A 24,075-nucleotide genomic window follows, 5' to 3' on the forward strand; every position below is an offset into this window, starting at 1 on the left:
ATCTCCCGTCTCACGAAGCCGGCCGCACACTTTTATCGGGTGACGGCCCGACTCCACACCCATGAGCGACGACGGGACCGACGGCGAGTACGACATCGCGGGCATCGAACTCACCGGCGACCGCTACGAGGTGCGACAGTCGTTGATTCGCAACAAGTACGCCGTCCGCGACGCCGCGGGCGACGTCGTCCTCCGCGGGAAACAGAAGATGTTCAAACTGAAGGAGGAGTTCCCGTTCGTCGACGGCGAAGGGAACGACGTCTTCACCGTGAAGGCCGGCGGCATGCTCGACGTCGCGGGTAACTACGCCATCCGCGACACGACCGGCGAGGAGGTCGTCGTCCTCGACGAGGACTACTCGCTGTTCGCGGAGAACTGGACCGTCCGGGACCCCGACACCGGCGAGGCGCTCGCGACCATTCGCTCGACGAGCAAACTCGTCGAGGTGCTCAGACACTTCGTCGGCGCGGTCGGACTCGTCCCCTACAAGTACGAGATCCTCGACGCCGAGGGCGACCACGTGGGCCACATCTCCGGGCAGTTCTCCCTCCGCGATACGTACACCGTGACCATCGACGACGCCTCGGACGTACCGAAGGAGGCCGTCGTCGCCGCGGCCGTCGTGCTGGACGCCCTCCGAGGGGGCTAATCACTCCGCGACGTCGGCCACCTCGGCGTCGGCGAGGTCGCGCAGGCGCTCGGGGTCGACCGGGAACACCGAGGAGGGCGTGCCGGCGGCCGCCCAGACGGTGTCGTAGTCGAGGAGCGTCTCGTCCATCAGCACCCGGACGTCGGTCTCGTGGCAGATGGGCGGGACGCCGCCGATACTCCACCCGGTCGCCTTCTTCACGAGGTCGGCGTCGGCCATCGAGGCACGCTCCGCGTCGAGGCGGTTGGCCACCTTCTCGGTGTCGACGCGGTTCGCACCGCTCGTGACGACGACCACCGGTCGGCCATCGACGTCCAAGACGATGGAGGAGGCGATCTGTCCCACGTCGCAGCCGACGGCGTCGGCGGCGTCCGCGGCGGTCTTGGTGCCTTCGGGGAACTCGGTGACGTCGGGCGAGAAGCCGTAGCGCTCCTCGGCCCGTTCGACGAACGTCTTCGCGCGCTGGTGCATCGACGGGAAGTGACGAGTGCGGGACGAAAAGCGTTTCTCAGACGTCCTCGGGGAGCCACCCGCCGTCGACCTCGACGTTCTCGCCGCTGACGTAGTCGCTGCCCTCGTCGCAGAAGAAGCGGACGACCTGTGCGATGTCGGCGAAGGTGGCCCACCGCCCCCGCGGTGCGTGTTCGGGGAACTCGTCGGAGTTCTCGACGACGTACGGAGAGACGGCGTTGACGGTGATGCCGTCTTCCTGCGTGTCGGCAGCGAGCATCCGGGTGAACATGAGGACGCCCTGCTTGGCGACGAAGTAGGGGAAGTTCTTCGGGTCGACCAGCCCCTTCTCGGCGGAGGCGTACCCCACGTTGACGATACGACCGTACCCGGAGTCGCGCATCGCCGGAAGAGCCCGCTTCGAACAGAGGAAGGTCCCGGTGAGATTCGTGTGGAGGACGCGGTTCCACTCCTCGATGGAGAGGTCCGACCAGTGGTGGGGCGCGAAGTCCCCGACGTTGTTGACGAGGACGTCGACGCTCCCGAGGTCGGTCTCGACCTGCTCGAAGAGCGCGTCGACCGAGTCGGGGTCGGTGACGTCGCCCTGGACGGCAGTCGCGTCGACGCCGCGTTCCTCGGCCTCCTCGGCGGTGGCGTGCGCTTCTGCCTCGCTGGAGTAGTAGTGCACGGCGACGTCAGCGCCGCAGTCGGCCAGCGAGCGGAGGACACCGCGGCCGAGTCCCTTCGAGCTCCCGGTCACGAGGACGGTCCGTCCGGAGAGGTCTGGTTCGAGCACGGGCAAAGAAAACTCGTGGGCGAGTATAGGTTTAAGGGGTTTCGGGGAGACCGGCCGAACATGGCGCTCGAAACTGTTCTACTCGCAGTCGGACCTAGCGACAACGAACGCGCGGAGCAACTCGCCCGGACACTCGTCGACATCGCCGGACCGGCCGACGCGAAAGCCGTCCTCGCGCACGTCTTCACGGACGACGAGTTCGAGTCGACGCTCAAGAGCCTCGGCGTCGACGAACCCAGCGACGTCACGCCCGACGAAGTCGCCCGTCGACACGCGACCATCCGGACCATCTCGCGGCGTATCGACGCCGAGGGACTCGACTACGAGGTTCGCGGCGCGATCGGCCCGCACGGCGAGGAAATCGTCGACCTCGCGACCGAGATCGACGCCGACCTCGTCATCGTCGGCGGCCGCAAGCGCTCGCCGACCGGGAAGGCCGTCTTCGGGTCGACCGCCCAGGAGGTCATGCTGTCGGCGCCCTGCCCGGTGACGTTCGTCCGCGGCGAGTAGGGAGCGGGACTAACTCGAATCTGTGTAGTTAAGTGCGGGCGGAACCGCGTTTCTGGTGAGAATGGCCTACTACGCGGGTGTCGACCTCGGCGCGACGAACCTCCGCGCGGCCGTCGCCGACGAGGAGGGGACGATTCTCGGCATCGAGCGGCGCCCGACGCCGCGGGGGCCGACCGGTATCGCCGTCACCGAAGCCGTCCTCGACGCACTCCGGACGGCCGCCGCCACCGCCGGCGTCGACCCCACCGACGTCCGGGCGGTCGGGGTAGGGAGTATCGGCCCACTCGACCTCGCGGAGGGCGCCGTCGACTCCCCGGCGAACCTCCCGGACACCATCGACTGGATCCCGCTCGTCGGCCCTATCCGCGAACTCGTCGACTCCCGCGAGGTGTACCTCCACAACGACACCGCCGCGGGCGTCATCGGCGAGCGCTTCCACAGTGACCGCAACCCCGACGACATGGTGTACCTGACCATCTCCTCGGGAATCGGCGCGGGCGTCACCGTCGACGGGAACGTCCTCGCGGGGTGGGACGGCAACGCGGGCGAAGTCGGCCACTACGTCGTCGACCCGCAGGGCCGCCGAACGTGTGGCTGTGGCCGCGAGGGCCACTGGGAGGCGTACTGCTCGGGCGACAACATCCCGGGGTACGCCCGCCTCCTCGCCGAGGACCACGACGGCGACACCGCCCTCCCGGTCGACGACCCCGACTTCTCCGCGGCCGACGTCTTCGAACACGCCGAGGACGACGACCTCGCCGGCCACGTCGTCGACCAACTCGCCTACTGGAACGCGATGGGCGTCACCAACCTCGTCCAGTCGTTCGCACCGCTCGTCGTCTACGTCGGCGGCGCCGTCGCGCTCAACAACCCCGAGCGCGTCGTCGACCCCATCCGCGAGCAACTCGACGAGATAGTCTTCAACAACGTCCCCGACGTCCAACTCACCGAACTCGGTGACGACGTCGTCATCGAGGGCGCCATCGCCAGCGCGCTCACCGGCGGAACCGGCGACCGCGCGAAACTCTGAATCGGCGACGACCGCCTTTTTGGTCGCCGCGTCCGTCCCCTCGCCAATGCGTCTCTCACGCCGCACAGCCCTCCGCTCGTTCGGCGGTCTCGCCGCCCTCTCGACGCTCCCCGCGGCCGCCCGCGCTCACCCCGGCGACTCCACGGACGGCAACGACAGCGCCGACGGGACGACCCACGCCGACGGTCTCGCCCCCCGCGGTTCGCTCGCCGTCGAGGGAACGACCGACGCCGTCGTCTCGGAGAACACCGTCTACGTTGCCGCCTCCGACGGATTCGCCGTCGTCGACGTGGCCGACCCCGCGAACCCGACGCTCCTCGCCGAGCGCCGCGGTCTCCTGAGCGACCGCGAGAACGGCCCGCTCCAGCAGGTGTACGACACGACCGTCGACGGCGACCGCCTGCTCGTCGCCGGCCCGGCCCACCCGCCGAGCGGCGACGCGTTGATGGGTGCGGCCCTCTACGACGTGGCCGACCCCGCGAACCCGACGCTCCTGCGCTTCCACGAGACCGACTACCCGGTCCACAACTGCTTCCTGCGGGAGGGCGTCGCCTACCTCACCGGCAACGACGGCGCGCGGAACCCGCTCGTCCTCGTGGACGTCTCGCAGGACGCGACGCCGGAACTCGCCCGCTGGTCGGTCGTCGACGCGAACGAGGCGTGGCGCGACGTCCCCTCGGCACTACGGGTCGTCCACGACGTGACCGTCGACGACGGCGTCGCCACCCTCTCCTACTGGGACGCGGGGACGTGGCTGCTGGACGTCTCGGACCCGGCGAACCCCCGACCGCTCGGTCACACGAGCCACTACGAACCGTCGGAACTCACACCGACCGGAAATTCGGAGGTGTTCCAACTCCCCGGCAACGCCCACTACGCCCAGCGCCGCGACGGCCTCCTCGTCGTCGGTCGCGAGGCGTGGGACGTCGACCAGAACGACTCCCGGGACGGCGGTCCGGGCGGTATCGACCTCTACGACGCCGCCGACCCGGAGCACGTCACTCACCTCGCGTCCATCTCGGCCCCGCCCACCTCCGACCCGACCTACGGCGGCGTCTGGACGACCGCGCACAACTTCGACGTCGTCGGTCCCCGCCTCTACACGTCGTGGTACCAGGGCGGCGTGAAGGTGTACGATATCTCCGACCCCGCGGCCCCCGAGGAACTCGGTCACTTCCGCGACTCCTCGCAGTTCGCCTTCTGGACCGCCCAGCGCGCCGACGCCTGCACCGTCGCGACGTCCTGGCACGGCCCCTCGGGCGACCTCGCGGCCGGCGTCTACACCTTCCCGACGCTGGAGCGGACGACGACGCGACCGGCCACGAGCGACGGGCCGGTCCCCGGATTCGGCGTCGGGACGGCGCTCGCGGGACTCGGCGCGGGCGCGGCGGCGAAGTGGTGGCGCGGACGCGAGTGAATACGGCCGTATCTGTGTCAATCATTCACTAGCGACACAATCCGAACCTTTCCATACGTCGAGGTGCAACGTCCAGTCATGAGCGAGGCCGACACCGGGGGCGACGGCGGCGAGGGCGACGGCGAGGACCTCCAGAGCCGCGTCGAGACGTGGCTGACCGGGCAGATGCCCATCATCCAGATGCACGGCGGGACGAGCGCCGTCCGGACGGCCGACCCCGACACCGGCGAGGTCGTCGTCGAACTCGGCGGCGCCTGCTCCGGATGCGGAATCAGCCCGCGGACCGCCCAGCGCATCAAGGTGGACCTCGCCCAAGAGTTCGACGTCGTCGAGGACGTCGTCGTCCGCTTCTCCGACGGGAGCGACAGCGACTGGAACGACGGGCAGGCCGAGAGCTACATGGGCATCGACCGCAACGAGGGCGGTCGCGGCGGTCGCGGCGAGGGGAGTCCGAGTTCCGACCACTTCTGACGAAAAACGCTTTTGTCACTGTACTTCCTCTCGGCGCGGTAGTGAGTCTCGTAGGCGTCTTCACCGTCCCTGGCGCGCAGTTTCCGCTGACGCAGGTCCTCGGTGCCGTGCCGAACGCGCGCGTCGAGATCGACCGCGTCGCCGGCGACAGCCACGAGTCGGACGAATCGGACGAGTCGTCTCCCGCGGAGGCGGTCTTCGTCTTCTGGGCCGAGGCCGACAGTCCCGACGCACTCGACGACTTCGAGACCTACCTCCGCCACGAGGCGCGAACGCTCGACCTGACCTGCCTGGACAGCGTCGACAACCAGCGACTCTACCGACTCCGCTGGCGGGTCGGCGACGACGACCTCGTCGCACCGCTGGTCGAACTCCCCGGTGAGTTCCTCTCCGGCGTCGGGACGGCCGACGCCTGCCGACTCGTCGTCCGCTTCCCCGAAGAAGCGGCGTACGAGGAGTTCGTCGAGTGGTGCGAACGCCACAACGTCCCCATCGAGGAGGCGAGACGGTACACCTCCGAGTCGATCCAGGACCTCGAAGCCGAGGGCCGCGCCGACTTCCTCTCGGCCCTCTTCGAGGTGGGCGTCCTCGACGAGAACGCCACACTGGAGGACCTGGCGACGGCTCTCGGCGTCCCGGCCGAGTCGCTGCCGGCCGGACTCGACGCGCTCTACCAGGAGGTCGCGGCAGAACTGAGCAAGTGAGGAGAGTGAGCGTGCGAGGCACGCCGCGCACGAGACGTAGTCGCTACTCGCCGACGTGCTCGGCGATACGGTCGGCGACGCCGGTCGCCTTCTCCGCGAGTGCGTCCGAGACGTTCCCCGCCTCGACCGACGCCGCGAGTTCGTCCCGGTCGACCACCTCGACCGTCCCGTCGGAGTGTTTCACGACGTCGACGTGGAGGTCGACGTAGCGAACCTCGTCGGGGAAGAGTTCGAGCGGCGTGTTCACGTTGATGTACGTCCCCTTCGTCTCGCCGTCCTCGCTCTTGTAGACCGTCGGGTACCACCACCGGCCCTCGCGGAAGCGGGTCGTGGCGACGTCGCCGCGCTCGCGCTCGACGCCGAGGGCGTCGTAGGTGCCGCCGGGGCTCATCTCCCGGCGGACCGTGACGGTGCCCGTCTCGCGGTCGCAGTCGACGACCTCCCCGCGGCCGATGGTGATGAGGCGGCCGTCCGGCTTGCCGTGACCGATGGCGACCAAGTCGTCCTCGGCGGGACCGAACGCGTCGGAGACGGCGTCGAAGGGGAACTCCTCGACGCTGCCGCTGACGCCCTCGACGAAGTCGACGGCCGTACTCGCGGCGCGGTGGGCGGCCTTGATGCGGTGGTGGCCGGTCATCGTCGCGGTGACGGTCCGGCGGGCGCCGTCGAGTGAGAACCGGGAGTCGCGGCCGAACCACGCCCAGACGACGCAGTCGGGGGCGGCGACGCGGGAGGGGGCGTGGTCCTCGGGGGCGGGCGCGCCGTCGAGCGCCTCGTCGAGTTCGCTCGCGCGCGTGACCGCGTGTTCGAGCACGGTGTTCAGCAGGTCCATGCTCGCGCCCTCGGCGGCGTGCTCCCAGCGGACCGCCCACTCGTCGGGGACGTCGACGGGGAGCATCTCGGTGGTCCGGACGAGTTCGTGCTCGGCCGTGCCGTCGGGCGTCCCCGCGACGAGGGCGTCCCGTCCGTGGACGAGTGTGGCGACGCCGCCGAACACCCGGCGGCCGGGGAGGACGGTCGGGCGCTCGTCGCCCCAGATCGGTTCGGGGTCGTGCACCTGCACGCGCAGGCGGTCACCCTCGTCGACGTAGCCGTCGACGGCGTCGAACGGGAGGTACCCCTCGCGGTCGTCGGAGAGAGCGACGATGGCCCCGCCGCCGGCCGTCCGCTCGACGACGGCGTTGAAGACGGCGCCACGAGGCGCCCGGTCCGGCCAGGTCAGCGTGTCGAGACCCGTCTCCGCGACGACGTCGAGGGCCGACTCGACGGCCTCGGGGGGGCCGGCGAGTCCGATTCCCTGCCGGTCGGGCGTCGTCTCGACGGCGACGTCGGCGACCCCGTCGGCGAACTCGTGGTCGAAACGCTCGCGGATGGGGTCGGAGGGTTGGACGACGTCGAAGCCGTCCTCGTCGAGGAACGTCGCGGTGAACGCCGTCGTGTAGATGCCGCGGACCCGGACGTTCGTGGTCATAAGGCCTCGCGGTCGGTCGAGAAGCGCACTCGGTCGTGGACGGTCGGCCCGAGCGAGAGTTCGACGAGCGGCGGTTCCTCTCCGCTCTCCTCGTCACGGAGGACGCGCCCGCCCTCGACGTAGACGCCCCACGTGTCGAAGCGGAGGTACCCACGGATGTCCTCGGAGTGGGTGAACAGGTCGACGTAGTCGACGGTGTGCTCGGGGAACTCCTCGCTGGAGTGAGTGCGGTCCATGTCGGAGTAGACGGTGTCGACGCCGTCGAAGAACGACTCGATGCGGTCGGCCTCGTCGCGGGCCTCCTCGGCGACTTCGTCCTCGATCTGCCGGATGGTGTCCCGGTCGAGACCAGCATCGCGTAGTTTGGCGCGGACGCGCTGGTCGAACAACATGGACGGTGGTTCGGGTGGGAGGGTTTTGAGCGTGCCGGGACCGTCCGACGACGCCTCCCCAGTGGTCCATACGGTCCGGTCGCTCCCGCGGGTCGACTCGGAACGGTCGACGGGCGTCGAAAAAACTCGGCTCAGTCGTCGGCGGGCGTCGGCTCACCGGAGTCGGCGTCGGCGTCGACCCCACTCTCGGCGGCGAGGGGGTCCTCCTCGGCCGACTCGTCCTCGGCGGGCGGCGCGGTGTACATCATCCCTCGACTGGTGCTGTATCGTGTCATCGTGTGACACTGCTCGGTCGCGAGCGACCTTAAGCGGCGCGGGCTAGGAACATTATTGCGTATAAGGATTATCGGGATAGTCAAATATACTCGGAAAAGTCGACCAAAGAGGAATCCACTTTCGGGATATTTGCGTGTCACTCCCCTTCTGTCCACTTTCCTCACGCGTTCGGCCAGTCGAGGCGGTCCAGATCTCCCGCACCGGCGAGGAACCACGACGCGCGTCGCGACTACCCTGTGTCGGCGTAGGCGGGGCCTGTGGGCGATAAGTACTATCAACAGGGTCCGAGTACACGGCTTCATGGACGAGAAACGCGACCCGATACAGAAGGTCGCAGGGGAGGGCCAGGACCTCTACGACGTCGCGACGTGGGACGAGCGAACCGGACTCGACCGCTTCTCGACGTCACTCTACGGTGTGCTGAAGACGAGCGCCCGGTGGTTCGTCGTCCTCCTCGCGTTCGTGATCCTCGCGGCACAGTTCCTCTTGACCGGACTCGCCACGGTGAAGAACCCGATTCTCGGCGTCTACGTCCTCCTGTCGGTCGTTCCGGCGCTCGGGTTGGCCATCTACGTCTGGAAAGTAGACGTAACGATGAAAGAACCACTCCCGTTGCTCGTCGTCACGTTCGTCCTCGGCATCCTGTTCGCCGGGTTCGCGGCCATCGTCAACACCATCATGCAGGGCTTCTTCACCTACATCCCGGTCGTCGGGATGGTGCTGTTCTTCTTCCTCGTGGTCGGTCCCATCGAGGAGACCGTGAAGTGGGCGGCGATCCGCCTCTACGCGTTCCGGAGCGACAAGTTCGACGCCGTCGTCGACGGCGCGGTGTACGGCGCCGTCGCCGGCCTCGGCTTCGCGACCATCGAGAACACCATCTACATCGCCCGCCCGTACCTCCAGGCCGCGGCGGCCGGCGGCGCGACCGACCCACTCCAAGTCGCTCTCCAGACCGCGCTCGTCCGCGGGTTCGCCGGACCGGGTCACGTCATCTACTCGGCGTTCGCCGGCTACTACCTCGGTCTCGCGAAGTTCAACCCCGAGAACCGCGGCCCCATCGTCGTCAAGGGCCTCGTCATCGCCGTCTTCATCCACGGTCTCTACAACTCCGTCGTGAGCAATCTCGGGACGCTGACCGCGTTCCTCGGACTCGGCGGGGTCTCCTACGGTATCGTCTTCATCGGCTTCGTCATCGTCTACGACGGGACGTTCCTCTACATCCTCTACCGGAAACTCGCACGCTACCGGAAGACGTTCCGCGACCTCGGCGCACACGAAGCCTACGAGGGGGAGACGACCCTCGAAGAGGACGCCGTCGACGAGGGCGACGCCGACCCGACCGTCGCCGACGAACCCATCGAGGTCGTCGAGCGCGTCGACGACGAGAAGAATCAGTAGGTCGAGAGCCGTTCGACGTACTTCGCGACGACGTCGACCTCGACGTTGACCGCGTCACCTTCTTCGAGACGGCCGAGCGTCGTCTCCTCGTACGTGGTCGGGATGATGGCGACGTCGAACTCGCCGTGCTCGCCGGCGTCGTCGTCCACCGCGGCGACGGTCAGACTCACGCCGTCGAGGGTGATCGACCCCTTCTGTGCGACGTACTGCTCGTGGCCCGCGGGGAGCGCGAAGGTGAACCGCCAGTCCTCGCCGACCTGCTCGATGGCCACGACCTCGGTCGTCGTGTCGACGTGCCCCTGGACGATGTGGCCGTCCATGCGGTCGGACGGTTGGAGCGCACGTTCGAGGTCGACGACGTCGCCCGCTTCGAGGGAGTCGAGGGTCGTCTTGGCCAGCGTCTCCTCGGCCGTGAACGCCTCGAACCAGTCCTCACCGAAGGCCTCGACGGTGAGACAGACGCCGTCGACGGCGACGCTCTGTCCGTGTTCGAACGCCCACGCGGGCGTCGAGAACCGGATGCGTTTGCCCCCCTCGTCGGCCGTCACCTGCGTCACGTCGCCTACGCCCTCGACGATTCCCGTGAACATCTATGCTTCCAGATTCGGGTAGCGTCACGAAAGCGTTACGAAACGGGCGTGCGGAGTGGAGGGCTTTTGCCGGTCGACCGCCTAGAGCGCCCATGGGCATCATCGACACCATCACGTTCGCGGGGACGCTCGCGCTCGCGGCGCCGCTCATCGTCTTCGGCGCCCAGCGCGCCCTCGCGGGCGACGCGCTCGGTTTCGCGTTCCTGGCCATCGCGGCCCTGATGCTCGCCGCCGAGCGCTACCTGGTGACGCCGAGCGACCTCCTGGGGAAGCCCTTCCAGGCAGTCGCCGGCGTCGTCGCGAAGGACCCCGAGACGGACGCCGACGAGGAGTGACGAGATTCGGAACGAGCGAAGCGAGTGAGAATCTCGGGGACGCGAACGGGGGGACGACCCGCGAGCGCCGGGAGTCGCCGGCCTCACCCGTCGTACATCGCCGACCCGTCGGTGACGTCCGTCCCGACGGTGTTCCCGAGGAGCGTGGCGACGCCACGCCGGATACGCTCGGAGGCGGCCTGCCGCGAGACGTCCAGTTCGGCGGCGACGTCGTCGAGTTCGACCGTCCGCGGCACCGCGAAGTACCCCACGTCGGCCGCACACTGCAGCGCTTCGAGTTGCTTCTCCGAGAGTCCGTAACTCCCGTCGGGGAGCGTCGTCCCACCCCGGTAGAGTCGCCGAACCGAGACGGACGCGCCCGCCTCGCGGCAGATGTCGAGGTACTCGCTCACGGCGTCGCGGTCGGGGAAGCGGATGCGCGCCTCGATGCCCTCGACGGTTGCCGTGACGGCGAGTCGCGACGCCCCGACGGCGACGTCGGCGGGGTAGAGCACCGTCCCCGCGTCGGCCGACACCTGCACGCGGTAGAGGCGACGCGCCCCCACGTCCTCGACGGCGTCGACGCTCGCCACCGTCGGGTCGTCTTCGAGTGCCGACTCGAACGGCTCGAACGGCTCACCTTCGGCCCAGAAGAAGAGGATCGGTCGCTCCGGGTCCTCGGCGATGGCCTGCTCGACGTCGAGTTCCATCTCCGGGACGCACTCCAGCGAGTCGAGGATCGGCAAGTCAGGTCCAGTGAAGCGGACCTCGGCGATGACGCCCATGGCTCGACGTATCGTCTCAACTCTCAAAGATGTACCGTCGGCAGGAGGGCCGAAGCGGAGGCCACTTCGAACACTCCGAGCCAGGTCCGAGTAGCTACGCCTTGACCGGTCAGGCCTTCAAGTCGCGGGCGGTGACGACGGTCGAGTCGGTGGCGTCGCCGAGCGCAATCGGCCATATCTGAGATATGGGAGCGATAACTCAGTTGTGGGAGAAATATCCGGGATATTCGGCCCGTTTCTCAGTTGTGGGCGCGACAACTGAGATATGGGCCGAACAACTGAGAAATCCTCACACCCACTCGCGGGGTTCGGGGACGAGAGAGCGGGGGTAGTCGGTGAGATTCTCGAAGCCGTCCTCGGTGACGACGACGAGGTCCTCGATGCGGACGCCGCCCTCAGTGGGGTCGTAGACGCCGGGTTCGACGGTGACGACGGTGCCGGCGGCGAGTTCGACATCGTCGGACAGCGACGGCGACTCGTGGAGTGAGAGACCGACGCCGTGGCCGGTCTCGTGGGTGAAGCCGGTGTCGGCGTCGTACCCGGTGTCGAAGCCGTAGGCCGCGACTTCGGCGGCGGTCTCGGTGTGGACGAGACTCGCCGCGACGCCGGCCCCCGCGTCGAGTTCGTCGAACGCCGCGTCCTGGGCGCGCTGGACCGCGAGGTGGGCGCGGCGCTCCCACCCGCCCTCGGCGTCGACGACGAAGGTGCGCGTGAGGTCGCCGTAGTAGCCGTGGGGACCGCGCGGGGAGAGGTCGACGAGCACCGTCTCGCCGGCGTCCACGGGCACGTCGCCGCGGAAGTGGAGGTCGGCACAGGTCTCGCCGACGCCGACGACAGTGTTCGCGGCGGGGTCGACCCCCTCGCCTGCGAGGACGGCGTTCGCCTCGCGGCGGAGGCGTTCGCTGGTCAGGCGTTCGCCCTCGTGGGTGAGCGCAGTCCCGTCCTGTTCGGCCTCGGCGAGGAACGTCTCGACGCGGGCCATCGCGCGCTGGGCGCTCGCCTGGACGGCCCGGAGGCAGTCGACCTCGGCGTCGGACTTGGTCGTCCGGGCCGCGGCAACGGCGTCGGTCGACGCGAGGTCGACGCCCGCGCCGTCGAGGTAGAGTGCGGCGTCGTGCGGGAGGTGCTGGGGAACGAGCACCGTCTCGTCGGCCCCGACGTCGTAGGCGTCGAGCACCTCGACGGCCTGCTGGCCGGGGGCCTCGGCGTCGAGGTCGGCCGGCGCGTAGACGACGTCGCCGGGGAACTCACGGCGGGCCTGCTCCTCGAAGAGCGCGGGGGCACAGAGGACCGCCTCGCCGTCGACGTAGACGTATGCGTAGTCGCGGTCCGGTCCCGAGAAGCGCGTCAGGTAGCGCTGGTCGTCGTCGAAACGGTCGCCGACGTGGACGAACGCGGCGGCGTCGCGCTCGCGGAGTTCGGCGGCGAGAAACGCGTAGTCGGTGGTCGGTGCGGGTGCGGGCGACGAGACCATCGCGTCAGTGGACGTGGACGGGCGCCTCGCCTTCTTCGAGCGCCTCTTCGAGGGTCTGCCCGGTGGGCTTCCCGTAGAGGAGCACGTCGATGGGGAGCGTCGGCGCGCCGTCGACGAGGTTCTGCATGACGACCAGACGCTCGCGGGCACGCGACATGCCGACGTAGAAGACGCGGCGTTCGTTGTCGGTGAGGACCGGCACCGGGTCGGTGTTCCGGTCGAACTCCTCGATACCCTCGGGGAGGTCCTCGGGGTCGGCAGTGGCGGCCATCTGCTCGACGACCTTCTCGGTCAGGTCGGTGGCGACGAAGACGTGGTCGGCCTCGCGACCCTTCGCGGAGTGGATGGTGCCCACGCGGACGCGCGAGGGGTCCATCCCCTGGTAGTCGCCGCGGAAGTAGGCGTCGACGGTCTTGCGCTGGTAGCGGGTGACCTTCCGGAGCATGTCGGCGGCCGCGGGCGGGGCCGGGACGAACGGGACGAGGTCGCGGATGGTCGAGGCCTCGATTTCGAGTTCGGTGGCGTTCTCGACGTCTTCCTCTTCTTCCCACTCTTCGAGTTTGTCGCGGACCTCCGAGCGGTCGCCGGTGCCGAACGCGGAGTCCTGGAGCATGTCGACGAGACGGCGGGCCTGGAGGCCGTCGACCGGTTCGTCGGCGTCGAGCGCCTCGACGGCGCGGACGTACTGTTCGAGGCGGTCGGTCCAGAGACGCTGGTCGGTGAGCGCCTTGAACGGGATGCCCTCGCCGATGAACTCGTCGACGAAGTCGAAGAGTTGGTAGCGGGCGCGGAAGAGGATCATCACCGTGTCGTCCTCGCTCTCCTGGATCGTCTGTCGGACGTTCCGGACGAGGGTGAGCATCGAGGGACTCTGGACGGCCTCGACGGCGCCGCCCTCCTTGCGGGGTTTGAGGTCCTTCTCCTGGCGTTCGTCGATGTGGCTGATCTCCTGCTGGACGACCTCCAGCACGCGGGAGGGGAGTCGGTAGGAGTTCGGGAGGACCTCGTCTTCGGTCACCTCGGTGTCGAGCAAGAGGTCCGGGTCCGCCCCCTGCCACGCGTAGACGACCTGGTCGTCGTCGCCCGCGATGAGCACCTTCTCCATGTGGGGTTTCCACTCCTGGTAGACGTTGTACTGGAGGCTCGTGATGTCCTGGAACTCGTCGATGACGAGGTAGTCGACGTTGGGGACGAGCGAGCGCTGTTCGACGCGTTCGAGCATGTCGGCGAAGCCGACGAGGTCGTTCTCGCCCTTGTAGGCGCGCCACGCGCGGATGGACTCGGGGATGTCGTGGCGGTCGTCGTCGGAGGGCCACGTCGGCGTGTACTTGTTGCCGACCTGGGCGTTCTCGTCGACGTCCGGCGGGAGGCGAACCTCCTCTTCGTTCCAGCGGAAGGGGACGTCGTACCAGTCGGCGACGTCGCGGCCCGTGCGCTGGAGCCACTGGCTGGTCGCGATGACCTTGTTACCGAGCGTGGTGGAGCGGGCGGTCCGACGCGAACCCGAGGAGTACTCGTCCTCGTAGGGGAGGCCGTAGTCCTCGCAGAACTCTTCTTTGTCCTGTTCGCCGACGACGTCGCTCCGCGAGAGGTCGAGTAGTTCGTAGGCCTTCGCGTGCATCGTCGAGACGTTGCCTCGCAGCGAGCGAGGGTTCTCGTCGAGGCGTTCGGCCAGACGTTCCCGGACCTCGGCGGCCGCAGCGCGGGTGTAGGAGACGACGAGGATGTCCCGAACGTCGACGTCCTCCTGGTCGAGGATCTCGTCGACCCGATCGAGGAGCGCCGTCGTCTTCCCGCTACCCGGACCGCCGAACAGACGTGTGACCTCCGGCTCCGACTCGGTCATTAGCGTACAACAGGTGCTACTGACCTATAAACGACGTGACTTGGGAGACGAGGGGAGAAACTGGCTCTACGTCCGGCGGGTGGACCGCGCCTCGCGGACCTCCGCACCGTCACGGATCTTGTCTTCGCAGTTCGGACAGACACGCGGTGCCGTCAGTTCGTCCGGGGTGAACACTCGCGCGTACGCGTCGGTCACGAACGACCCACAGTTCTGACACTCCGGCATTGTGTTCCCCACTTTCACGGCTTCCGTATTAATATCTCTGGCCAACTGGTTAATACGAGAAGTGTCACGGCCCGAAACGGAGTTCTCCGAGACATTATTTCACTCTTTATAACCGTGTAAACACTGGGCGAATTGCTCAACCGTTAACTCCGCGCCGACCCGAGAGGCGGGACGAACGATGTCCGAACTCACCGTCTATCTCCTCGCGTTGCTCCCTGCCGTCCTCTGGGGACTGAGCCCCGTCTTCTCGAAACGCGGCATGGCCGCCGGCGGGAGCGCCCTGCAGGCGTCGCTCGTCGTGGTCGTCGTCGACAGTCTCCTCTTCTGGGCCGCGCTGGTCGCCCTCCAGGGAGTCGACCTCTTCGCCAACCTCACGCTTCCGGCGGTCGCGACGTTCGCCGTCGCGGGCGTCGTCGGCACCTCGCTGGGTCGACTCGCGACGTTCGTCGGCGTCCACCGCGTCGGCGCGAGCGTCAACAGCGCCGGCATCAGCACCCGTCCGCTGTTCGCCACCCTCCTCGCGGTCGGGTGGCTCGGCGAGACCGTCTCGCCGGGGATGGTCCTGGGAATCGTCGTCCTCATCGTCGGTCTCGTCGTCCTCGCGCTCGCGAAGGGCGGCGACATCGGCGGCTGGCGCCCGCGCGACCTCCTCTTCCCGCTCGCCGCCGCGTTCGCCTTCGGTCTCGGGAACGTCCTCCGGAAGTTCGGTCTCGACACCTACGACGCGACGGTCCTCGAAGCCGTCGCCCTCAACGAGACCGCCGCCCTCGTCGCGCTCGGGGCGTTCCTCGTCGCTCGGCGCGGAACCGACGTCCTCGCGGCCCCGCGCGAGACGTACGGCTACTTCGCGGTGAGCGGGACCCTCACCGCGTTCGCGCTCGCCTCGCTGTTCGCCGCCCTCGAACTCGGACGCGTCGCCGTCGTCGACCCGCTCGCGGCGACGGCGCCGCTGTTCACGACGCTCTTCTCGGCCGTGTTCCTCCGCGACCTCGAAGTCGTCACGCGCGGCGTCGTCGCCGGCGCGCTGCTCGTCGTCGTCGGGGTGGGGATGGTGACGGCGTTCTCGACGGAGGCGTTCGCGCTGACGGCGCTCGTCGGGACGTAGAACGGGAGGAGGAGGAGAAGGTCAGCGGGACCTGACGGCACGGCGAAGAGTGTCAGTCACGGAACCGACCGGACCAGGGGGAGTGGCCCGGCGGGGTTCGACGCGTGCGGCCGGCGTGGGGAGGTGGGCCGCGTCGGCGTCGGAATCGCATCGGCACCGCGTCGTGAGAGTGTCAGTCTCGGAGTGTCAGCGGGTCAGTGTGTCGATTCTGGAGTCTACGGACCGAGGGAGCCACAGCCCCAGACGGCCAGCGTGGACTGGACCTGGGAGAGCGCGACAGCGCTCGTGAAGAGCGCGCCGACGGCTTTCGGGTGCTGTGCGACCGCGTTCTGCAGGGCCTTGCGAGCCATCTCATTTCATACAATGCACCGTGTAATAAAATAAGTTACGGTCAGATAAGCATGAAAGAAAGTCAGGTCGGGCGGGTGACGGCGGGCGACGCCGCGAGTCAATCCGCGGGTTTTACGCCCACGACACTCGGAGGAACGGTAAGGACTCATGACTCACCGAGAACTCCCGACCGAGCACCCCGCGGTGGTCACCTGCGGGCTGCCGTACGCCAACGGCGACCTGCACATCGGCCACCTGCGGACGTACGTCAGCGGCGACACCTACGCCCGCGCGCTCCGCAACCTCGGCCAGCAGACGGCGTTCGTCTCCGGGTCGGACATGCACGGGACGCCCATCGCGGTCAACGCCGCGAAGGAGGGCGTCTCGCCCGAAGAGTTCGCGCTCCGCCACCACGAGAAGTACGAGGAGACGTTCCCGCAGTTCAACGTCGACTTCGACAACTACGGCCACACCGACGACGAGACGAACACGGAACTCACCAAGGAGTTCGTCCGCGAGTGGGTCGACGAGGGCCACGTCTACGAGAAGGAGATCCCCGTCGCCTACGACGCCGACGCCGACCAGTGGCTCCCCGACCGCTTCGTCGAGGGCGAGTGTCCCTACTGCGGCGAGCACGCCCGCGGCGACGAGTGTGACGAGGGGTGCCAGCGCCACCTCGAACCCGGCGAGATCGAGGACCCGCGCTCGACGCTCACCGGGAACCCTGCGGAGTACCGCACCCGCCAGCACAAGTTCCTCCGCCTCTCGGACTTCCAGGAGTACCTGAAGGGCTTCATCAACCGCTTGGAGGGGACGAGCAACGCACAGAACCAGCCCCGCGAGTGGATCGAGGGCGACCTGCAGGACCTCTGCATCACCCGCGACATGGACTGGGGAATCGACTACCCCGGCGAGGAAGACGAGGACCTCGTCCTCTACGTATGGGTCGACGCCCCCATCGAGTACGTCGCCTCCACGAAGCAGTACTCCGAGCGCGTCGGCGAAGACGAGTACGACTGGGAGCAGGTGTGGAAGGAGGGCGACTCCGAGATCGTCCACGTCATCGGCCGCGACATCATCCAGCACCACACGGTGTTCTGGCCGTCGATGCTCCAGGCCGCCGACTACAACGAACCCCGCGCCGTCTGCGCGACCGGGTTCGTCAACCTCGACGGACAGGCGTTCTCCACCTCGCGCAACCGCGCAATCTGGGCCGACGAGTACATCGAGGAGGGCTTCCACCCGGACCTCCTGCGGTACTACCTCGTCACCGCCTCCGGCCTGGAGAAGGACGTGAACTTCTCCTGGGACCGCTTCCAGGAGCGCGTCAACTCCGAACTCGCCGACGACGTCGGGAACTTCGTCTACCGCGCGCTCCTCTTCGCCGAGCGAAACTTCGGCGGGACGCCCGACGCGGAACTCTCCGACGAGGTCGAGACGCACATCGCCGACGCGATGGACGACTTCGAGGACGCGGTCAACGACTACGACCTGAAGGCCATCGGCGAGATCGGCGTCGAACTCGCCCGCTTCGGCAACGAGTACATCCAGCGCAACGAACCGTGGCAACTCGACGACGAGGAGGCCGCGCCGGTCATCCGCGACTGCGTCCAACTCGTGAAGGCCGTCGCCGTCCTCCTCGCGCCCGTCACGCCCGAGAAGTCCCAGCAGGTCTGGGCGGAACTCGAAGAGGATGGCGACGTCGTCGACGCGACGACCGCCGACTGCCTGCAGGAGCCACCCAGTGAGTTCGGCGAACCCGAGGAACTCTACGAGAAGATCGAAGACGAGCGCGTCGCCGAACTCAACACGAAACTCGAAGAGCGCGTCGCCGAGGCCGAAGCCGAGGCCGGCGAGACCGAGGTCGAACTCGAACCCGTTCGCGACGAGCGCATCTCCTTCGACGACTTCCAGGAACTCGACATCCGCGTCGGGAACGTCCTGGAGGCCGAGGGCATCGAGGGCGCCGACAAACTCGCGAAGCTCCGGGTCGACATCGGCGTCGAGGAGCGACAGATCGTCGCGGGCATCAAACAACTCCACGACCTCGACGAACTACCCGGCACGCGCGTCGTCGTGCTCGCCAACCTCGAGAAGGCCGAACTGTTCGGCGTCGAGTCGAACGGGATGGTCCTCGCCGCCGGCGAAGACGCCGACCTGCTGACCACCCACGGCGACAGCGAACCCGGAACGAAAGTCCGGTAATCAGATGTCCTCGACGACCTTCCCGAGGTCGTCGACGTCGATGGCCTCCATCGTGTCCAGGTGGACGCCGTAGCGCTCGACGGCCATCGACACTTCGAGCGCCTGGTGTTCGTCCTCGGCGTCGAAGACCAGGAGGGCGTCGTGGTCGCCGAGCAGGACGTAGGCGTCGCGGAGTTCGCAGTCGAGTCCCTCGATATCGGCACGTACGTCTCCCCAGATCGCGGCCAGTTCCTGGACGTTCTGGAACTCACCCTCGTTCACGTCGGCGAGCGCGACGTACGTGGACATGGCGGCGGAGTAGTTCGTCCGCCACCGAAAAATCGCCTGTGGCCGATATTTTTACTCGTCGACGAGTTGTCACCGACCCTTTAACGTGCCCGCGGTCGAAGACGACTGGTAATGAGGAACGCGAAGATCGTCTGTACGCTCGGGCCGGCGACGAGCAGTCGCGCTGCGATCCGCGAACTCGCGGACGCCGGGATGACCGTCGCCCGCATCAACGCGAGTCACGGGGACCTGGAGACACGTGCGGATATCATCGACACGGTCCGGCAGGTCGACGAGGCGACCGAGGAACCGCTGGCGGTGATGCTCGACACGAAGGGGCCCGAAGTCCGGACTGCCGAGGTCGACGACCCCATCGAACTGGAGACCGGGAGCACCGTCCGGTTCGTCCCCGGTGACACCGCCACCCCCGAGGAGGTCGGTCTCTCGACGAGCATCGCCGCGGTCGAACCCGGCGATACGGTCCTCCTCGACGACGGCCGCATCGAGACGACGGTCGAGTCCGTCGAGCGACAGACCGTCGTCGCACACGTCGACAGCGGCGGCGAACTCGGGAGTCGCAAGGGCGTGAACGTCCCCGGCGTCGAACTCGACCTCGACGTCGTGACCGAGAAGGACCGCCGCGACCTCGAACTCGCCGCCGAGAAGGGCGTCGACCTCGTCGCCGCGAGTTTCGTCCGGACGGCCGACGACGTCCTCGAAGTCTCGCGGACCATCGAGGAGTTCGGCGCGGACATCCCCATCATCTCGAAAATCGAGCGCGCGGGCGCCGTCGAGAACCTCGACGAGATCATCGACGCCTCCTACGGCGTCATGGTCGCGCGCGGCGACCTCGGCGTCGAGTGCCCGATGGAGGAGGTCCCCATCTCCCAGAAGCGAATCATCCGGAAGTGCCAGAACGCGGGCGCGCCCGTCATCACCGCGACGGAGATGCTCGACTCGATGGTCCACTCCCGGCGGCCCACCCGCGCGGAGGCCTCCGACGTGGCCAACGCCGTCCTCGACGGAACCGACGGCGTGATGCTCTCCGCGGAGACCGCCGTCGGCGACCACCCGACCCGCGTCGTCGAGACGATGGACCGTATCGTCCGCGAGGCCGAGGGTTCCGACGAGTACGAAGAGCTACGAGAACAGCGCGTCCCGAACGCCGAGTCGGGGCGGACGGACGCGCTCGCCCGCTCCGCGCGCTACCTCGCGCGGGACGTGGACGCGGACGCCATCGTCGTCGCCTCCGAATCCGGTTACACCGCCCGGAAGGTCGCGAAGTTCCGGCCCGCAGTGCCCGTCGTCGCCGCGACCCCGCAGGACCGCGTCCGCAGGCAACTCGCCCTCTCGTGGGGTGTGAAGGCCCAGTACGCCCCCTACACGGCACAGGGGACCGACGCCATCATCGAGGGTGCGGTCCAGTCGGCGATGGACTCGGGCGCCGTCGAGAGCGGCGACACGGTCGTCGTCCTCTCGGGAATGATGACCGAGTTGGAGGGGACGGACACGACGAACATGCTGAAGGTCCACGTCGCTGCCGAGACGGTGGCCACCGGCCGGTCGGTCGTCTCCGGGCGCGTCAGCGGGCCGCTCCACCGACTGGAGACCGGCGACCTCTCGGCCGTCCCCGAGGGAGCCATCGTCGCGCTCGACAAGGAGTTCGACGAGGAGTTCGAGGGCGACCTGGAGAAACTCGGCGGCATCGTCAGCGGACGCGAAGGGATGACCGGCTACCCGGCGATGGTGGCTCGCGAACTCGACATCCCGATGGTCAGCGGCGCGAGCGTCGCCGAGACGGTCGAAGACGGCGACGACGTCACGCTCGACGGCGAGCGCGGCGTCGTCTACGCCGGCGACATCCGGAGCGACCGCGAGCGTGCGGCCGAGCGCGGTGAGGGGGTCCACCGATGAGCGCCGCCGGCGACGCGGGCGGACGTGAGTCCGGTGGCGACGAAGACGGCGAGTGGCGCTTCGGACTCGAAGACGTCGGGCCGGAGGCCGAGCCACCCGAACCGGAACCGGTCGAACCGGAGTCTCTCGACCGCGAGAACGTCCTCTTCTTCGTGCTGGGCGTGCTCTTCGCGCTCGGCGTCTTCGCGAGTCTCCTCCTCTGAGCCGGGCCGACCGAACCGTTTTCCTCGCGGACCGCCAACACGAGGACATGGCCGAGTTGTTCGGACAGTCGCTGTCGTTCCTCCTCGTGGTGTCGGGGGTCTTCCTCTGCATCGCCGAGGCACTCGCCCCCGGCGCGCACTTCGTCGTCGTCGGCGTCGCACTCCTCGTCGCCGGACTCCTCGGACTCCTCGTCCCGGGACTCGGCGCGCCGCTCGCGCTCGCGGCCGTCGTGCTGGTCGTGGGCGCGGCCGCCCTCTACGGCTACCGCCGCTTCGACATCTACCAGGGGACGGACACCGGGAAGACCGAGGGGTCGTCGGGACTCGCGGGCAAGCGCGGCCGCGTCACCGAGCGCGTCACCGACCGCTCCGGGCAGGTCGAACTCTACCGCGGCGGCGGGTTCGACGCGACGTACGCCGCCCGGACCGTCACCGGCGAGATCCCCGAGGGGGCCGAAATTGTCGTCGTCGACCCCGGCGGTGGGAACGTCCTGACCGTCGAGGCCATCGACGGGAGCGGCGAGGACGAGATCGACCGCGAACTCGCGACCGGACGACGCGAGACCGACGCCGAACGCGAGCGCACCGGCGAGTGAGCGTCCTGACGGGTGCTCGCAGGGGAACGCTTATGGAGCGGTCAGCGAGTCTGTAGGTATGGACACGCCCCTCGCGGCCGCGGCGGTTCTCGCGCCACTCCAACTCACCGGTGGCAGCATCGTGTTCACCGTCGTCGCCCTCCTGTTGCTCCTGCTGGCCGTCGTCGTGGTCTGGCAGATGGTCGAAATCGTCGACGCGTACGAGAAAGAGGCGCTGACGGTGTTCGGCGAGTACCGCGGGCTACTCGAACCGGGGATCAACTTCATCCCGCCGTTCGTCTCTCGAACCTACCGCTTCGACATGCGGACCCAGACCATCGACGTCCCGCGCCAGGAGGCCATCACGCGGGACAACTCCCCGGTTACCGCGGACGCCGTGGTGTACATCCGGGTGATGGACGCGAAGCGGGCCTTCCTCGAAGTCGACGACTACAAGCGCGCCGTCTCGAACCTCGCGCAGACCACGCTGCGGGCGGTCATCGGCGACATGGAACTCGACGACACGCTCAACAAGCGCCAGGAGATCAACGCGCGCATCCGCCAGGAACTCGACGAACCCACCGACGAGTGGGGGATCCGCGTCGAGTCCGTGGAGGTCCGCGAGGTCAACCCCTCGAAGGACGTCCAGCAGGCGATGGAACAACAGACGTCCGCGGAGCGCAAGCGTCGTGCGATGATTCTCGAAGCCCAGGGTGAACGCCAGTCCGCCATCGAGCAGGCCCAAGGGCAGAAGCAGTCCGACATCATCCGCGCACAGGGACAGAAGCAGTCCCAGATTCTCGAAGCCCAGGGTGACGCCATCTCGACGGTCCTCCGCGCGAAGTCCGCCGAGTCGATGGGCGAGCGCGCCGTCATCGAGCGCGGCATGGAGGCCCTCGAACGTATCGGACAGAACGAGTCGACGACGTTCGTCCTCCCGCAGGAGGTCACCTCGCTGCTCGGGCGCTACGGGAAGCAACTCACGGGCAGCGACGTCGCCGAGGAGACGGAGGGCCTCGACAGCCTGGAGTTCGACGCGGAGACTCGCGAACTCCTCGGTCTGGACAACATCGACGACATCCTCAACGAGATCAGCGAGGAGGCCGAGATCGACCCCGAAGAACTCGAACAGCAGGCCGAAGAGATCATGGCCGGCAAGGACACCGGCGCACAGGAGACCGAGCAGGTCATCGAGGAGATGGACGCGGAACTCTCCGAGACGGAGTCCGAGGTCGACGTCGAGACGGAGACCGAGACCGAGAAGTAGGCCGTTTTGGCTGACAGGCGGCGCCTCCGCGAACCGGGGACGCGGCGCCGCACTCCCGCGAACCGTCCCCGACCGTTCTCAGGACACACCGTATCGTCGGCCCGTCTTCGGAGATAAACTTCAGTCCTCCGTCATGCGAAGGTTTTTGCACGGTGTTCGCTTATGTGACAGTGACTTCCATGGGACGGGGGCAAGGCATCGACGAGGACAAGCGCGCGACGCTCCGCCGGTTCGCCGCCGTGGGCGCGGCGAGTCCGCTGGCGAAGTTCGCCGACGGCGAGGCGGCCGCCGAGAGCGCCAGCCCCGTCCGCGAGGCCATCGCCGGCTACCTCGCCTCGACGCCGGGCGCCCACTTCTCGAAACTCCGCGACGACCTCCAACTCGGCACGGGCGAGGCTCAACACCACCTCAGACGACTCCTCGACGCGAGCGTCGTCGAGAGCCACCGCGACGGCGACTACAGGCGCTTCTTCCCGGCAGAACAGTTCTCGGACTTCGAGCGCGTCGCGCTCTCCTACCTCCGGCGCGACACCCCGCGCGGGATGGTGCTCACGCTCCTCCGAGACCCCGACGCCACGGGCGGAGACCTCGCCGACGCGCTCGGCGTCTCCCAGGCGACCGTGAGCAAGTACGCCGCCGAACTCGACGCCGCCGGCCTCCTCTCCCGCGAGGACGGCTACGCGGTCGAACACCCCGAGACGCTCGTCGTCTTGCTCACGCGCTACGCCGACTCGTTCGACGCCGACACGGTCGACTTCGCGGCCGACGCCGCCGACTACGTCCGCTACGACCCGCCGGAGTGAATCGAGGTTCTCAGGCCGTGACCTTCCACGTCGTCGACGAGGAGTAGCCCCACTTCTCGACGTCGAGACCGACCTCCTCGCGCTGGAGCGCCTTCATGTTCGTGCCGACCTCCTTCGCCGAGAGGTCGAGTTCGTCGCCGATGAGGCGGGACTTGAAGTAAGTCTTCGTGTCGGCGTGCTCGAGGAGGTAGTCGAGGATGCGCCGCTGTTTGGCCGAGAGGTCGTCGCCCGTCTCCTGTGGTGCACTCGCGGTCGCGCTCATGATTCTTCGTTGGGAACACCCCACAAAAGGGCGTTTGGTACGGGTGGTTAAAGGAGGGGTAGAGTGGCTGTATGTGCCGAAAGTTCCGGTTCAGCGGACCCAACGGTCGGCCGTCGGACACGCGACACCGCCGGCTTGGTACAGGTGGTTAACGTCCGGCCCGAACGACGGGCAGGCGTAGAGTGCGAGCGGCGTTTTTCCCTCCACCGTCGGAGCAAATTCCGACGAGCGCTCGCCCGTTTCACTCACGAGAACAGGCTTTTGCCGCGAGCGGTTCGCGTAGCGAACCCGAGCGGGGAAAAGGTGGGTGTGCAGAAGGTACTTACCCGCGGAAGTCCGAATATCC

The 24,075-nt window shown here is 68.1% G+C and carries 28 protein-coding genes; 15 read left to right on the forward strand and 13 right to left on the reverse strand.

Features of this window, described 5'->3' with window-relative positions:
* Positions 1-61: 61 nt before the first annotated feature.
* Positions 62-649, forward strand: a complete 588-nt coding sequence (locus tag P0Y33_RS10005) for an LURP-one-related/scramblase family protein (RefSeq protein ID WP_279527267.1) — start codon at positions 62-64, stop codon at positions 647-649.
* Here P0Y33_RS10005 and P0Y33_RS10010 read toward each other — a convergent pair whose 3' ends face one another.
* Positions 650-1,120 carry a YbaK/EbsC family protein gene (locus P0Y33_RS10010; RefSeq protein WP_279527268.1) on the reverse strand — a complete coding sequence of 157 codons (471 nt, stop codon included), beginning with the start codon at positions 1,118-1,120 and terminating at the stop codon, positions 650-652. It lies immediately after the preceding gene.
* Between the two features lie 37 nt (positions 1,121-1,157).
* Positions 1,158-1,895: an SDR family oxidoreductase gene (locus P0Y33_RS10015; RefSeq protein WP_279527269.1), complete on the reverse strand. Its 738-nt coding sequence runs from the start codon at positions 1,893-1,895 to the stop codon at positions 1,158-1,160.
* Positions 1,896-1,955: 60 nt separating this feature from the next.
* Here P0Y33_RS10015 and P0Y33_RS10020 point away from each other — a divergent pair, with 60 nt between their 5' ends.
* The 5 genes from P0Y33_RS10020 (at position 1,956) to P0Y33_RS10040 (ending at position 6,027) form a co-directional block, all read left to right on the forward strand.
* Positions 1,956-2,405: a universal stress protein gene (locus P0Y33_RS10020; protein WP_279527270.1), complete on the forward strand. Its 450-nt coding sequence runs from the start codon at positions 1,956-1,958 to the stop codon at positions 2,403-2,405.
* Between the two features lie 61 nt (positions 2,406-2,466).
* A complete protein-coding gene (locus P0Y33_RS10025; RefSeq protein ID WP_279527271.1) occupies positions 2,467-3,435 on the forward strand; it encodes an ROK family protein in 969 nt (322 codons plus the stop codon).
* A 46-nt stretch (positions 3,436-3,481) separates the two neighbouring features.
* On the forward strand, positions 3,482-4,852 hold the full coding sequence (locus P0Y33_RS10030; protein ID WP_279527272.1) for an LVIVD repeat-containing protein: 1,371 nt from the start codon (positions 3,482-3,484) through the stop codon (positions 4,850-4,852).
* Between the two features lie 78 nt (positions 4,853-4,930).
* A complete protein-coding gene (locus tag P0Y33_RS10035) occupies positions 4,931-5,323 on the forward strand; it encodes a NifU family protein (RefSeq protein WP_279527273.1) in 393 nt (130 codons plus the stop codon).
* 41 nt (positions 5,324-5,364) lie between these two features.
* Positions 5,365-6,027: a bacterio-opsin activator domain-containing protein gene (locus P0Y33_RS10040; protein WP_279527274.1), complete on the forward strand. Its 663-nt coding sequence runs from the start codon at positions 5,365-5,367 to the stop codon at positions 6,025-6,027.
* 43 nt (positions 6,028-6,070) lie between these two features.
* Here P0Y33_RS10040 and P0Y33_RS10045 read toward each other — a convergent pair whose 3' ends face one another.
* The 3 genes from P0Y33_RS10045 to P0Y33_RS10055 all read right to left on the reverse strand — a co-directional run bounded on the left by P0Y33_RS10045 (position 6,071) and on the right by P0Y33_RS10055 (position 8,165).
* Complete coding sequence (locus tag P0Y33_RS10045) at positions 6,071-7,498, reverse strand: DUF402 domain-containing protein (protein WP_279527275.1); 1,428 nt, start codon at positions 7,496-7,498, stop codon at positions 6,071-6,073.
* Positions 7,495-7,890, reverse strand: coding sequence for a DUF7532 family protein (locus tag P0Y33_RS10050; RefSeq protein ID WP_279527276.1), 396 nt, complete (start codon positions 7,888-7,890; stop codon positions 7,495-7,497). The genes P0Y33_RS10045 and P0Y33_RS10050 overlap by 4 nt, the downstream gene beginning before the upstream one ends.
* Positions 7,891-8,021: 131 nt before the next feature.
* On the reverse strand, positions 8,022-8,165 hold the full coding sequence (locus P0Y33_RS10055; protein WP_279527277.1) for a hypothetical protein: 144 nt from the start codon (positions 8,163-8,165) through the stop codon (positions 8,022-8,024).
* A 301-nt stretch (positions 8,166-8,466) separates the two neighbouring features.
* Between P0Y33_RS10055 and P0Y33_RS10060 the strand changes: the two genes are divergently transcribed.
* On the forward strand, positions 8,467-9,564 hold the full coding sequence (locus P0Y33_RS10060) for a PrsW family intramembrane metalloprotease (protein WP_279527278.1): 1,098 nt from the start codon (positions 8,467-8,469) through the stop codon (positions 9,562-9,564).
* On the opposite strand, the gene P0Y33_RS10065 is transcribed toward P0Y33_RS10060, so the two are convergent.
* Positions 9,558-10,154, reverse strand: a complete 597-nt coding sequence (locus tag P0Y33_RS10065; protein WP_279527279.1) for a riboflavin synthase — start codon at positions 10,152-10,154, stop codon at positions 9,558-9,560. The two genes, P0Y33_RS10060 and P0Y33_RS10065, sit on opposite strands and share 7 nt — an antisense overlap.
* A gap of 92 nt (positions 10,155-10,246) precedes the next feature.
* Here P0Y33_RS10065 and P0Y33_RS10070 point away from each other — a divergent pair, with 92 nt between their 5' ends.
* A complete protein-coding gene (locus P0Y33_RS10070; RefSeq protein WP_279527280.1) occupies positions 10,247-10,489 on the forward strand; it encodes a DUF7533 family protein in 243 nt (80 codons plus the stop codon).
* Between the two features lie 83 nt (positions 10,490-10,572).
* Here the strand turns inward: P0Y33_RS10070 and P0Y33_RS10075 are convergent, their stop codons facing one another.
* From P0Y33_RS10075 to P0Y33_RS10090, 4 genes are all read right to left on the reverse strand, one after another.
* On the reverse strand, positions 10,573-11,253 hold the full coding sequence (locus P0Y33_RS10075) for a helix-turn-helix domain-containing protein (RefSeq protein ID WP_279527281.1): 681 nt from the start codon (positions 11,251-11,253) through the stop codon (positions 10,573-10,575).
* 289 nt (positions 11,254-11,542) lie between these two features.
* Complete coding sequence (locus tag P0Y33_RS10080) at positions 11,543-12,727, reverse strand: M24 family metallopeptidase (protein WP_279527282.1); 1,185 nt, start codon at positions 12,725-12,727, stop codon at positions 11,543-11,545.
* 4 nt (positions 12,728-12,731) lie between these two features.
* Positions 12,732-14,573, reverse strand: coding sequence for a UvrD-helicase domain-containing protein (locus tag P0Y33_RS10085; RefSeq protein WP_279527283.1), 1,842 nt, complete (start codon positions 14,571-14,573; stop codon positions 12,732-12,734).
* 66 nt (positions 14,574-14,639) lie between these two features.
* Positions 14,640-14,798 (reverse strand): DUF7563 family protein, encoded by a 159-nt coding sequence (locus tag P0Y33_RS10090; protein WP_279527284.1) that lies wholly within the window; start codon positions 14,796-14,798, stop codon positions 14,640-14,642.
* A 178-nt stretch (positions 14,799-14,976) separates the two neighbouring features.
* On the opposite strand from P0Y33_RS10090, the gene P0Y33_RS10095 reads away from it, so the two are divergent.
* Positions 14,977-15,903 (forward strand): DMT family transporter, encoded by a 927-nt coding sequence (locus P0Y33_RS10095; protein ID WP_279527285.1) that lies wholly within the window; start codon positions 14,977-14,979, stop codon positions 15,901-15,903.
* A gap of 215 nt (positions 15,904-16,118) precedes the next feature.
* On the opposite strand, the gene P0Y33_RS10100 is transcribed toward P0Y33_RS10095, so the two are convergent.
* Positions 16,119-16,253, reverse strand: coding sequence for a DUF7503 family protein (locus P0Y33_RS10100; RefSeq protein WP_279527153.1), 135 nt, complete (start codon positions 16,251-16,253; stop codon positions 16,119-16,121).
* 148 nt (positions 16,254-16,401) lie between these two features.
* Here P0Y33_RS10100 and metG point away from each other — a divergent pair, with 148 nt between their 5' ends.
* A complete protein-coding gene (gene metG / locus P0Y33_RS10105) occupies positions 16,402-18,438 on the forward strand; it encodes a methionine--tRNA ligase (RefSeq protein WP_279527286.1) in 2,037 nt (678 codons plus the stop codon).
* Here the strand turns inward: metG and P0Y33_RS10110 are convergent, their stop codons facing one another.
* Positions 18,439-18,726, reverse strand: a complete 288-nt coding sequence (locus P0Y33_RS10110; protein WP_279527287.1) for a GYD domain-containing protein — start codon at positions 18,724-18,726, stop codon at positions 18,439-18,441. It abuts the gene before it with no gap.
* Positions 18,727-18,837: 111 nt separating this feature from the next.
* Between P0Y33_RS10110 and pyk the strand changes: the two genes are divergently transcribed.
* The 5 genes from pyk (at position 18,838) to P0Y33_RS10135 (ending at position 23,467) form a co-directional block, all read left to right on the forward strand.
* The gene (gene pyk / locus P0Y33_RS10115; RefSeq protein WP_279527288.1) at positions 18,838-20,619 is read left to right on the forward strand and encodes a pyruvate kinase; all 1,782 of its coding nucleotides are present in this window, start codon (positions 18,838-18,840) and stop codon (positions 20,617-20,619) included.
* On the forward strand, positions 20,616-20,822 hold the full coding sequence (locus P0Y33_RS10120) for a DUF7312 domain-containing protein (protein ID WP_279527289.1): 207 nt from the start codon (positions 20,616-20,618) through the stop codon (positions 20,820-20,822). The genes pyk and P0Y33_RS10120 overlap by 4 nt, the downstream gene beginning before the upstream one ends.
* Positions 20,823-20,869: 47 nt before the next feature.
* Positions 20,870-21,418, forward strand: coding sequence for an NfeD family protein (locus tag P0Y33_RS10125; protein ID WP_279527290.1), 549 nt, complete (start codon positions 20,870-20,872; stop codon positions 21,416-21,418).
* 178 nt (positions 21,419-21,596) lie between these two features.
* Complete coding sequence (locus P0Y33_RS10130) at positions 21,597-22,664, forward strand: SPFH domain-containing protein (protein ID WP_382218332.1); 1,068 nt, start codon at positions 21,597-21,599, stop codon at positions 22,662-22,664.
* 179 nt (positions 22,665-22,843) lie between these two features.
* Positions 22,844-23,467: a winged helix-turn-helix transcriptional regulator gene (locus tag P0Y33_RS10135; protein WP_279527292.1), complete on the forward strand. Its 624-nt coding sequence runs from the start codon at positions 22,844-22,846 to the stop codon at positions 23,465-23,467.
* Positions 23,468-23,477: 10 nt separating this feature from the next.
* Here P0Y33_RS10135 and P0Y33_RS10140 read toward each other — a convergent pair whose 3' ends face one another.
* A complete protein-coding gene (locus P0Y33_RS10140) occupies positions 23,478-23,729 on the reverse strand; it encodes a DUF7123 family protein (RefSeq protein ID WP_279527293.1) in 252 nt (83 codons plus the stop codon).
* Positions 23,730-24,075: the final 346 nt, after the last annotated feature.

Origin of the sequence: Halospeciosus flavus, from assembly GCF_029814175.1 — an archaeon.
Lineage (GTDB): Archaea > Halobacteriota > Halobacteria > Halobacteriales > Halobacteriaceae > Halospeciosus > Halospeciosus flavus.

Excerpts from the sequence above, each read along its gene's own strand:
- P0Y33_RS10045 (WP_279527275.1), bottom strand. The coding sequence starts at position 7,498 with ATGACCACGAACGTCCGGGTCCGCGGCATCTACACGACGGCGTTCACC.
- P0Y33_RS10120 (WP_279527289.1), top strand. The coding sequence starts at position 20,616 with ATGAGCGCCGCCGGCGACGCGGGCGGACGTGAGTCCGGTGGCGACGAA.
- P0Y33_RS10135 (WP_279527292.1), top strand. The coding sequence starts at position 22,844 with ATGGGACGGGGGCAAGGCATCGACGAGGACAAGCGCGCGACGCTCCGC.
- P0Y33_RS10055 (WP_279527277.1), bottom strand. The coding sequence starts at position 8,165 with ATGACACGATACAGCACCAGTCGAGGGATGATGTACACCGCGCCGCCC.
- P0Y33_RS10065 (WP_279527279.1), bottom strand. The coding sequence starts at position 10,154 with ATGTTCACGGGAATCGTCGAGGGCGTAGGCGACGTGACGCAGGTGACG.
- P0Y33_RS10005 (WP_279527267.1), top strand. The coding sequence starts at position 62 with ATGAGCGACGACGGGACCGACGGCGAGTACGACATCGCGGGCATCGAA.
- P0Y33_RS10060 (WP_279527278.1), top strand. The coding sequence starts at position 8,467 with ATGGACGAGAAACGCGACCCGATACAGAAGGTCGCAGGGGAGGGCCAG.
- P0Y33_RS10050 (WP_279527276.1), bottom strand. The coding sequence starts at position 7,890 with ATGTTGTTCGACCAGCGCGTCCGCGCCAAACTACGCGATGCTGGTCTC.
- metG (WP_279527286.1), top strand. The coding sequence starts at position 16,402 with ATGACTCACCGAGAACTCCCGACCGAGCACCCCGCGGTGGTCACCTGC.
- P0Y33_RS10075 (WP_279527281.1), bottom strand. The coding sequence starts at position 11,253 with ATGGGCGTCATCGCCGAGGTCCGCTTCACTGGACCTGACTTGCCGATC.
- P0Y33_RS10110 (WP_279527287.1), bottom strand. The coding sequence starts at position 18,726 with ATGTCCACGTACGTCGCGCTCGCCGACGTGAACGAGGGTGAGTTCCAG.
- pyk (WP_279527288.1), top strand. The coding sequence starts at position 18,838 with ATGAGGAACGCGAAGATCGTCTGTACGCTCGGGCCGGCGACGAGCAGT.
- P0Y33_RS10020 (WP_279527270.1), top strand. The coding sequence starts at position 1,956 with ATGGCGCTCGAAACTGTTCTACTCGCAGTCGGACCTAGCGACAACGAA.
- P0Y33_RS10140 (WP_279527293.1), bottom strand. The coding sequence starts at position 23,729 with ATGAGCGCGACCGCGAGTGCACCACAGGAGACGGGCGACGACCTCTCG.
- P0Y33_RS10125 (WP_279527290.1), top strand. The coding sequence starts at position 20,870 with ATGGCCGAGTTGTTCGGACAGTCGCTGTCGTTCCTCCTCGTGGTGTCG.
- P0Y33_RS10080 (WP_279527282.1), bottom strand. The coding sequence starts at position 12,727 with ATGGTCTCGTCGCCCGCACCCGCACCGACCACCGACTACGCGTTTCTC.
- P0Y33_RS10030 (WP_279527272.1), top strand. The coding sequence starts at position 3,482 with ATGCGTCTCTCACGCCGCACAGCCCTCCGCTCGTTCGGCGGTCTCGCC.
- P0Y33_RS10085 (WP_279527283.1), bottom strand. The coding sequence starts at position 14,573 with ATGACCGAGTCGGAGCCGGAGGTCACACGTCTGTTCGGCGGTCCGGGT.
- P0Y33_RS10070 (WP_279527280.1), top strand. The coding sequence starts at position 10,247 with ATGGGCATCATCGACACCATCACGTTCGCGGGGACGCTCGCGCTCGCG.
- P0Y33_RS10100 (WP_279527153.1), bottom strand. The coding sequence starts at position 16,253 with ATGGCTCGCAAGGCCCTGCAGAACGCGGTCGCACAGCACCCGAAAGCC.
- P0Y33_RS10025 (WP_279527271.1), top strand. The coding sequence starts at position 2,467 with ATGGCCTACTACGCGGGTGTCGACCTCGGCGCGACGAACCTCCGCGCG.
- P0Y33_RS10010 (WP_279527268.1), bottom strand. The coding sequence starts at position 1,120 with ATGCACCAGCGCGCGAAGACGTTCGTCGAACGGGCCGAGGAGCGCTAC.
- P0Y33_RS10035 (WP_279527273.1), top strand. The coding sequence starts at position 4,931 with ATGAGCGAGGCCGACACCGGGGGCGACGGCGGCGAGGGCGACGGCGAG.
- P0Y33_RS10095 (WP_279527285.1), top strand. The coding sequence starts at position 14,977 with ATGTCCGAACTCACCGTCTATCTCCTCGCGTTGCTCCCTGCCGTCCTC.
- P0Y33_RS10090 (WP_279527284.1), bottom strand. The coding sequence starts at position 14,798 with ATGCCGGAGTGTCAGAACTGTGGGTCGTTCGTGACCGACGCGTACGCG.
- P0Y33_RS10130 (WP_382218332.1), top strand. The coding sequence starts at position 21,597 with ATGGTCGAAATCGTCGACGCGTACGAGAAAGAGGCGCTGACGGTGTTC.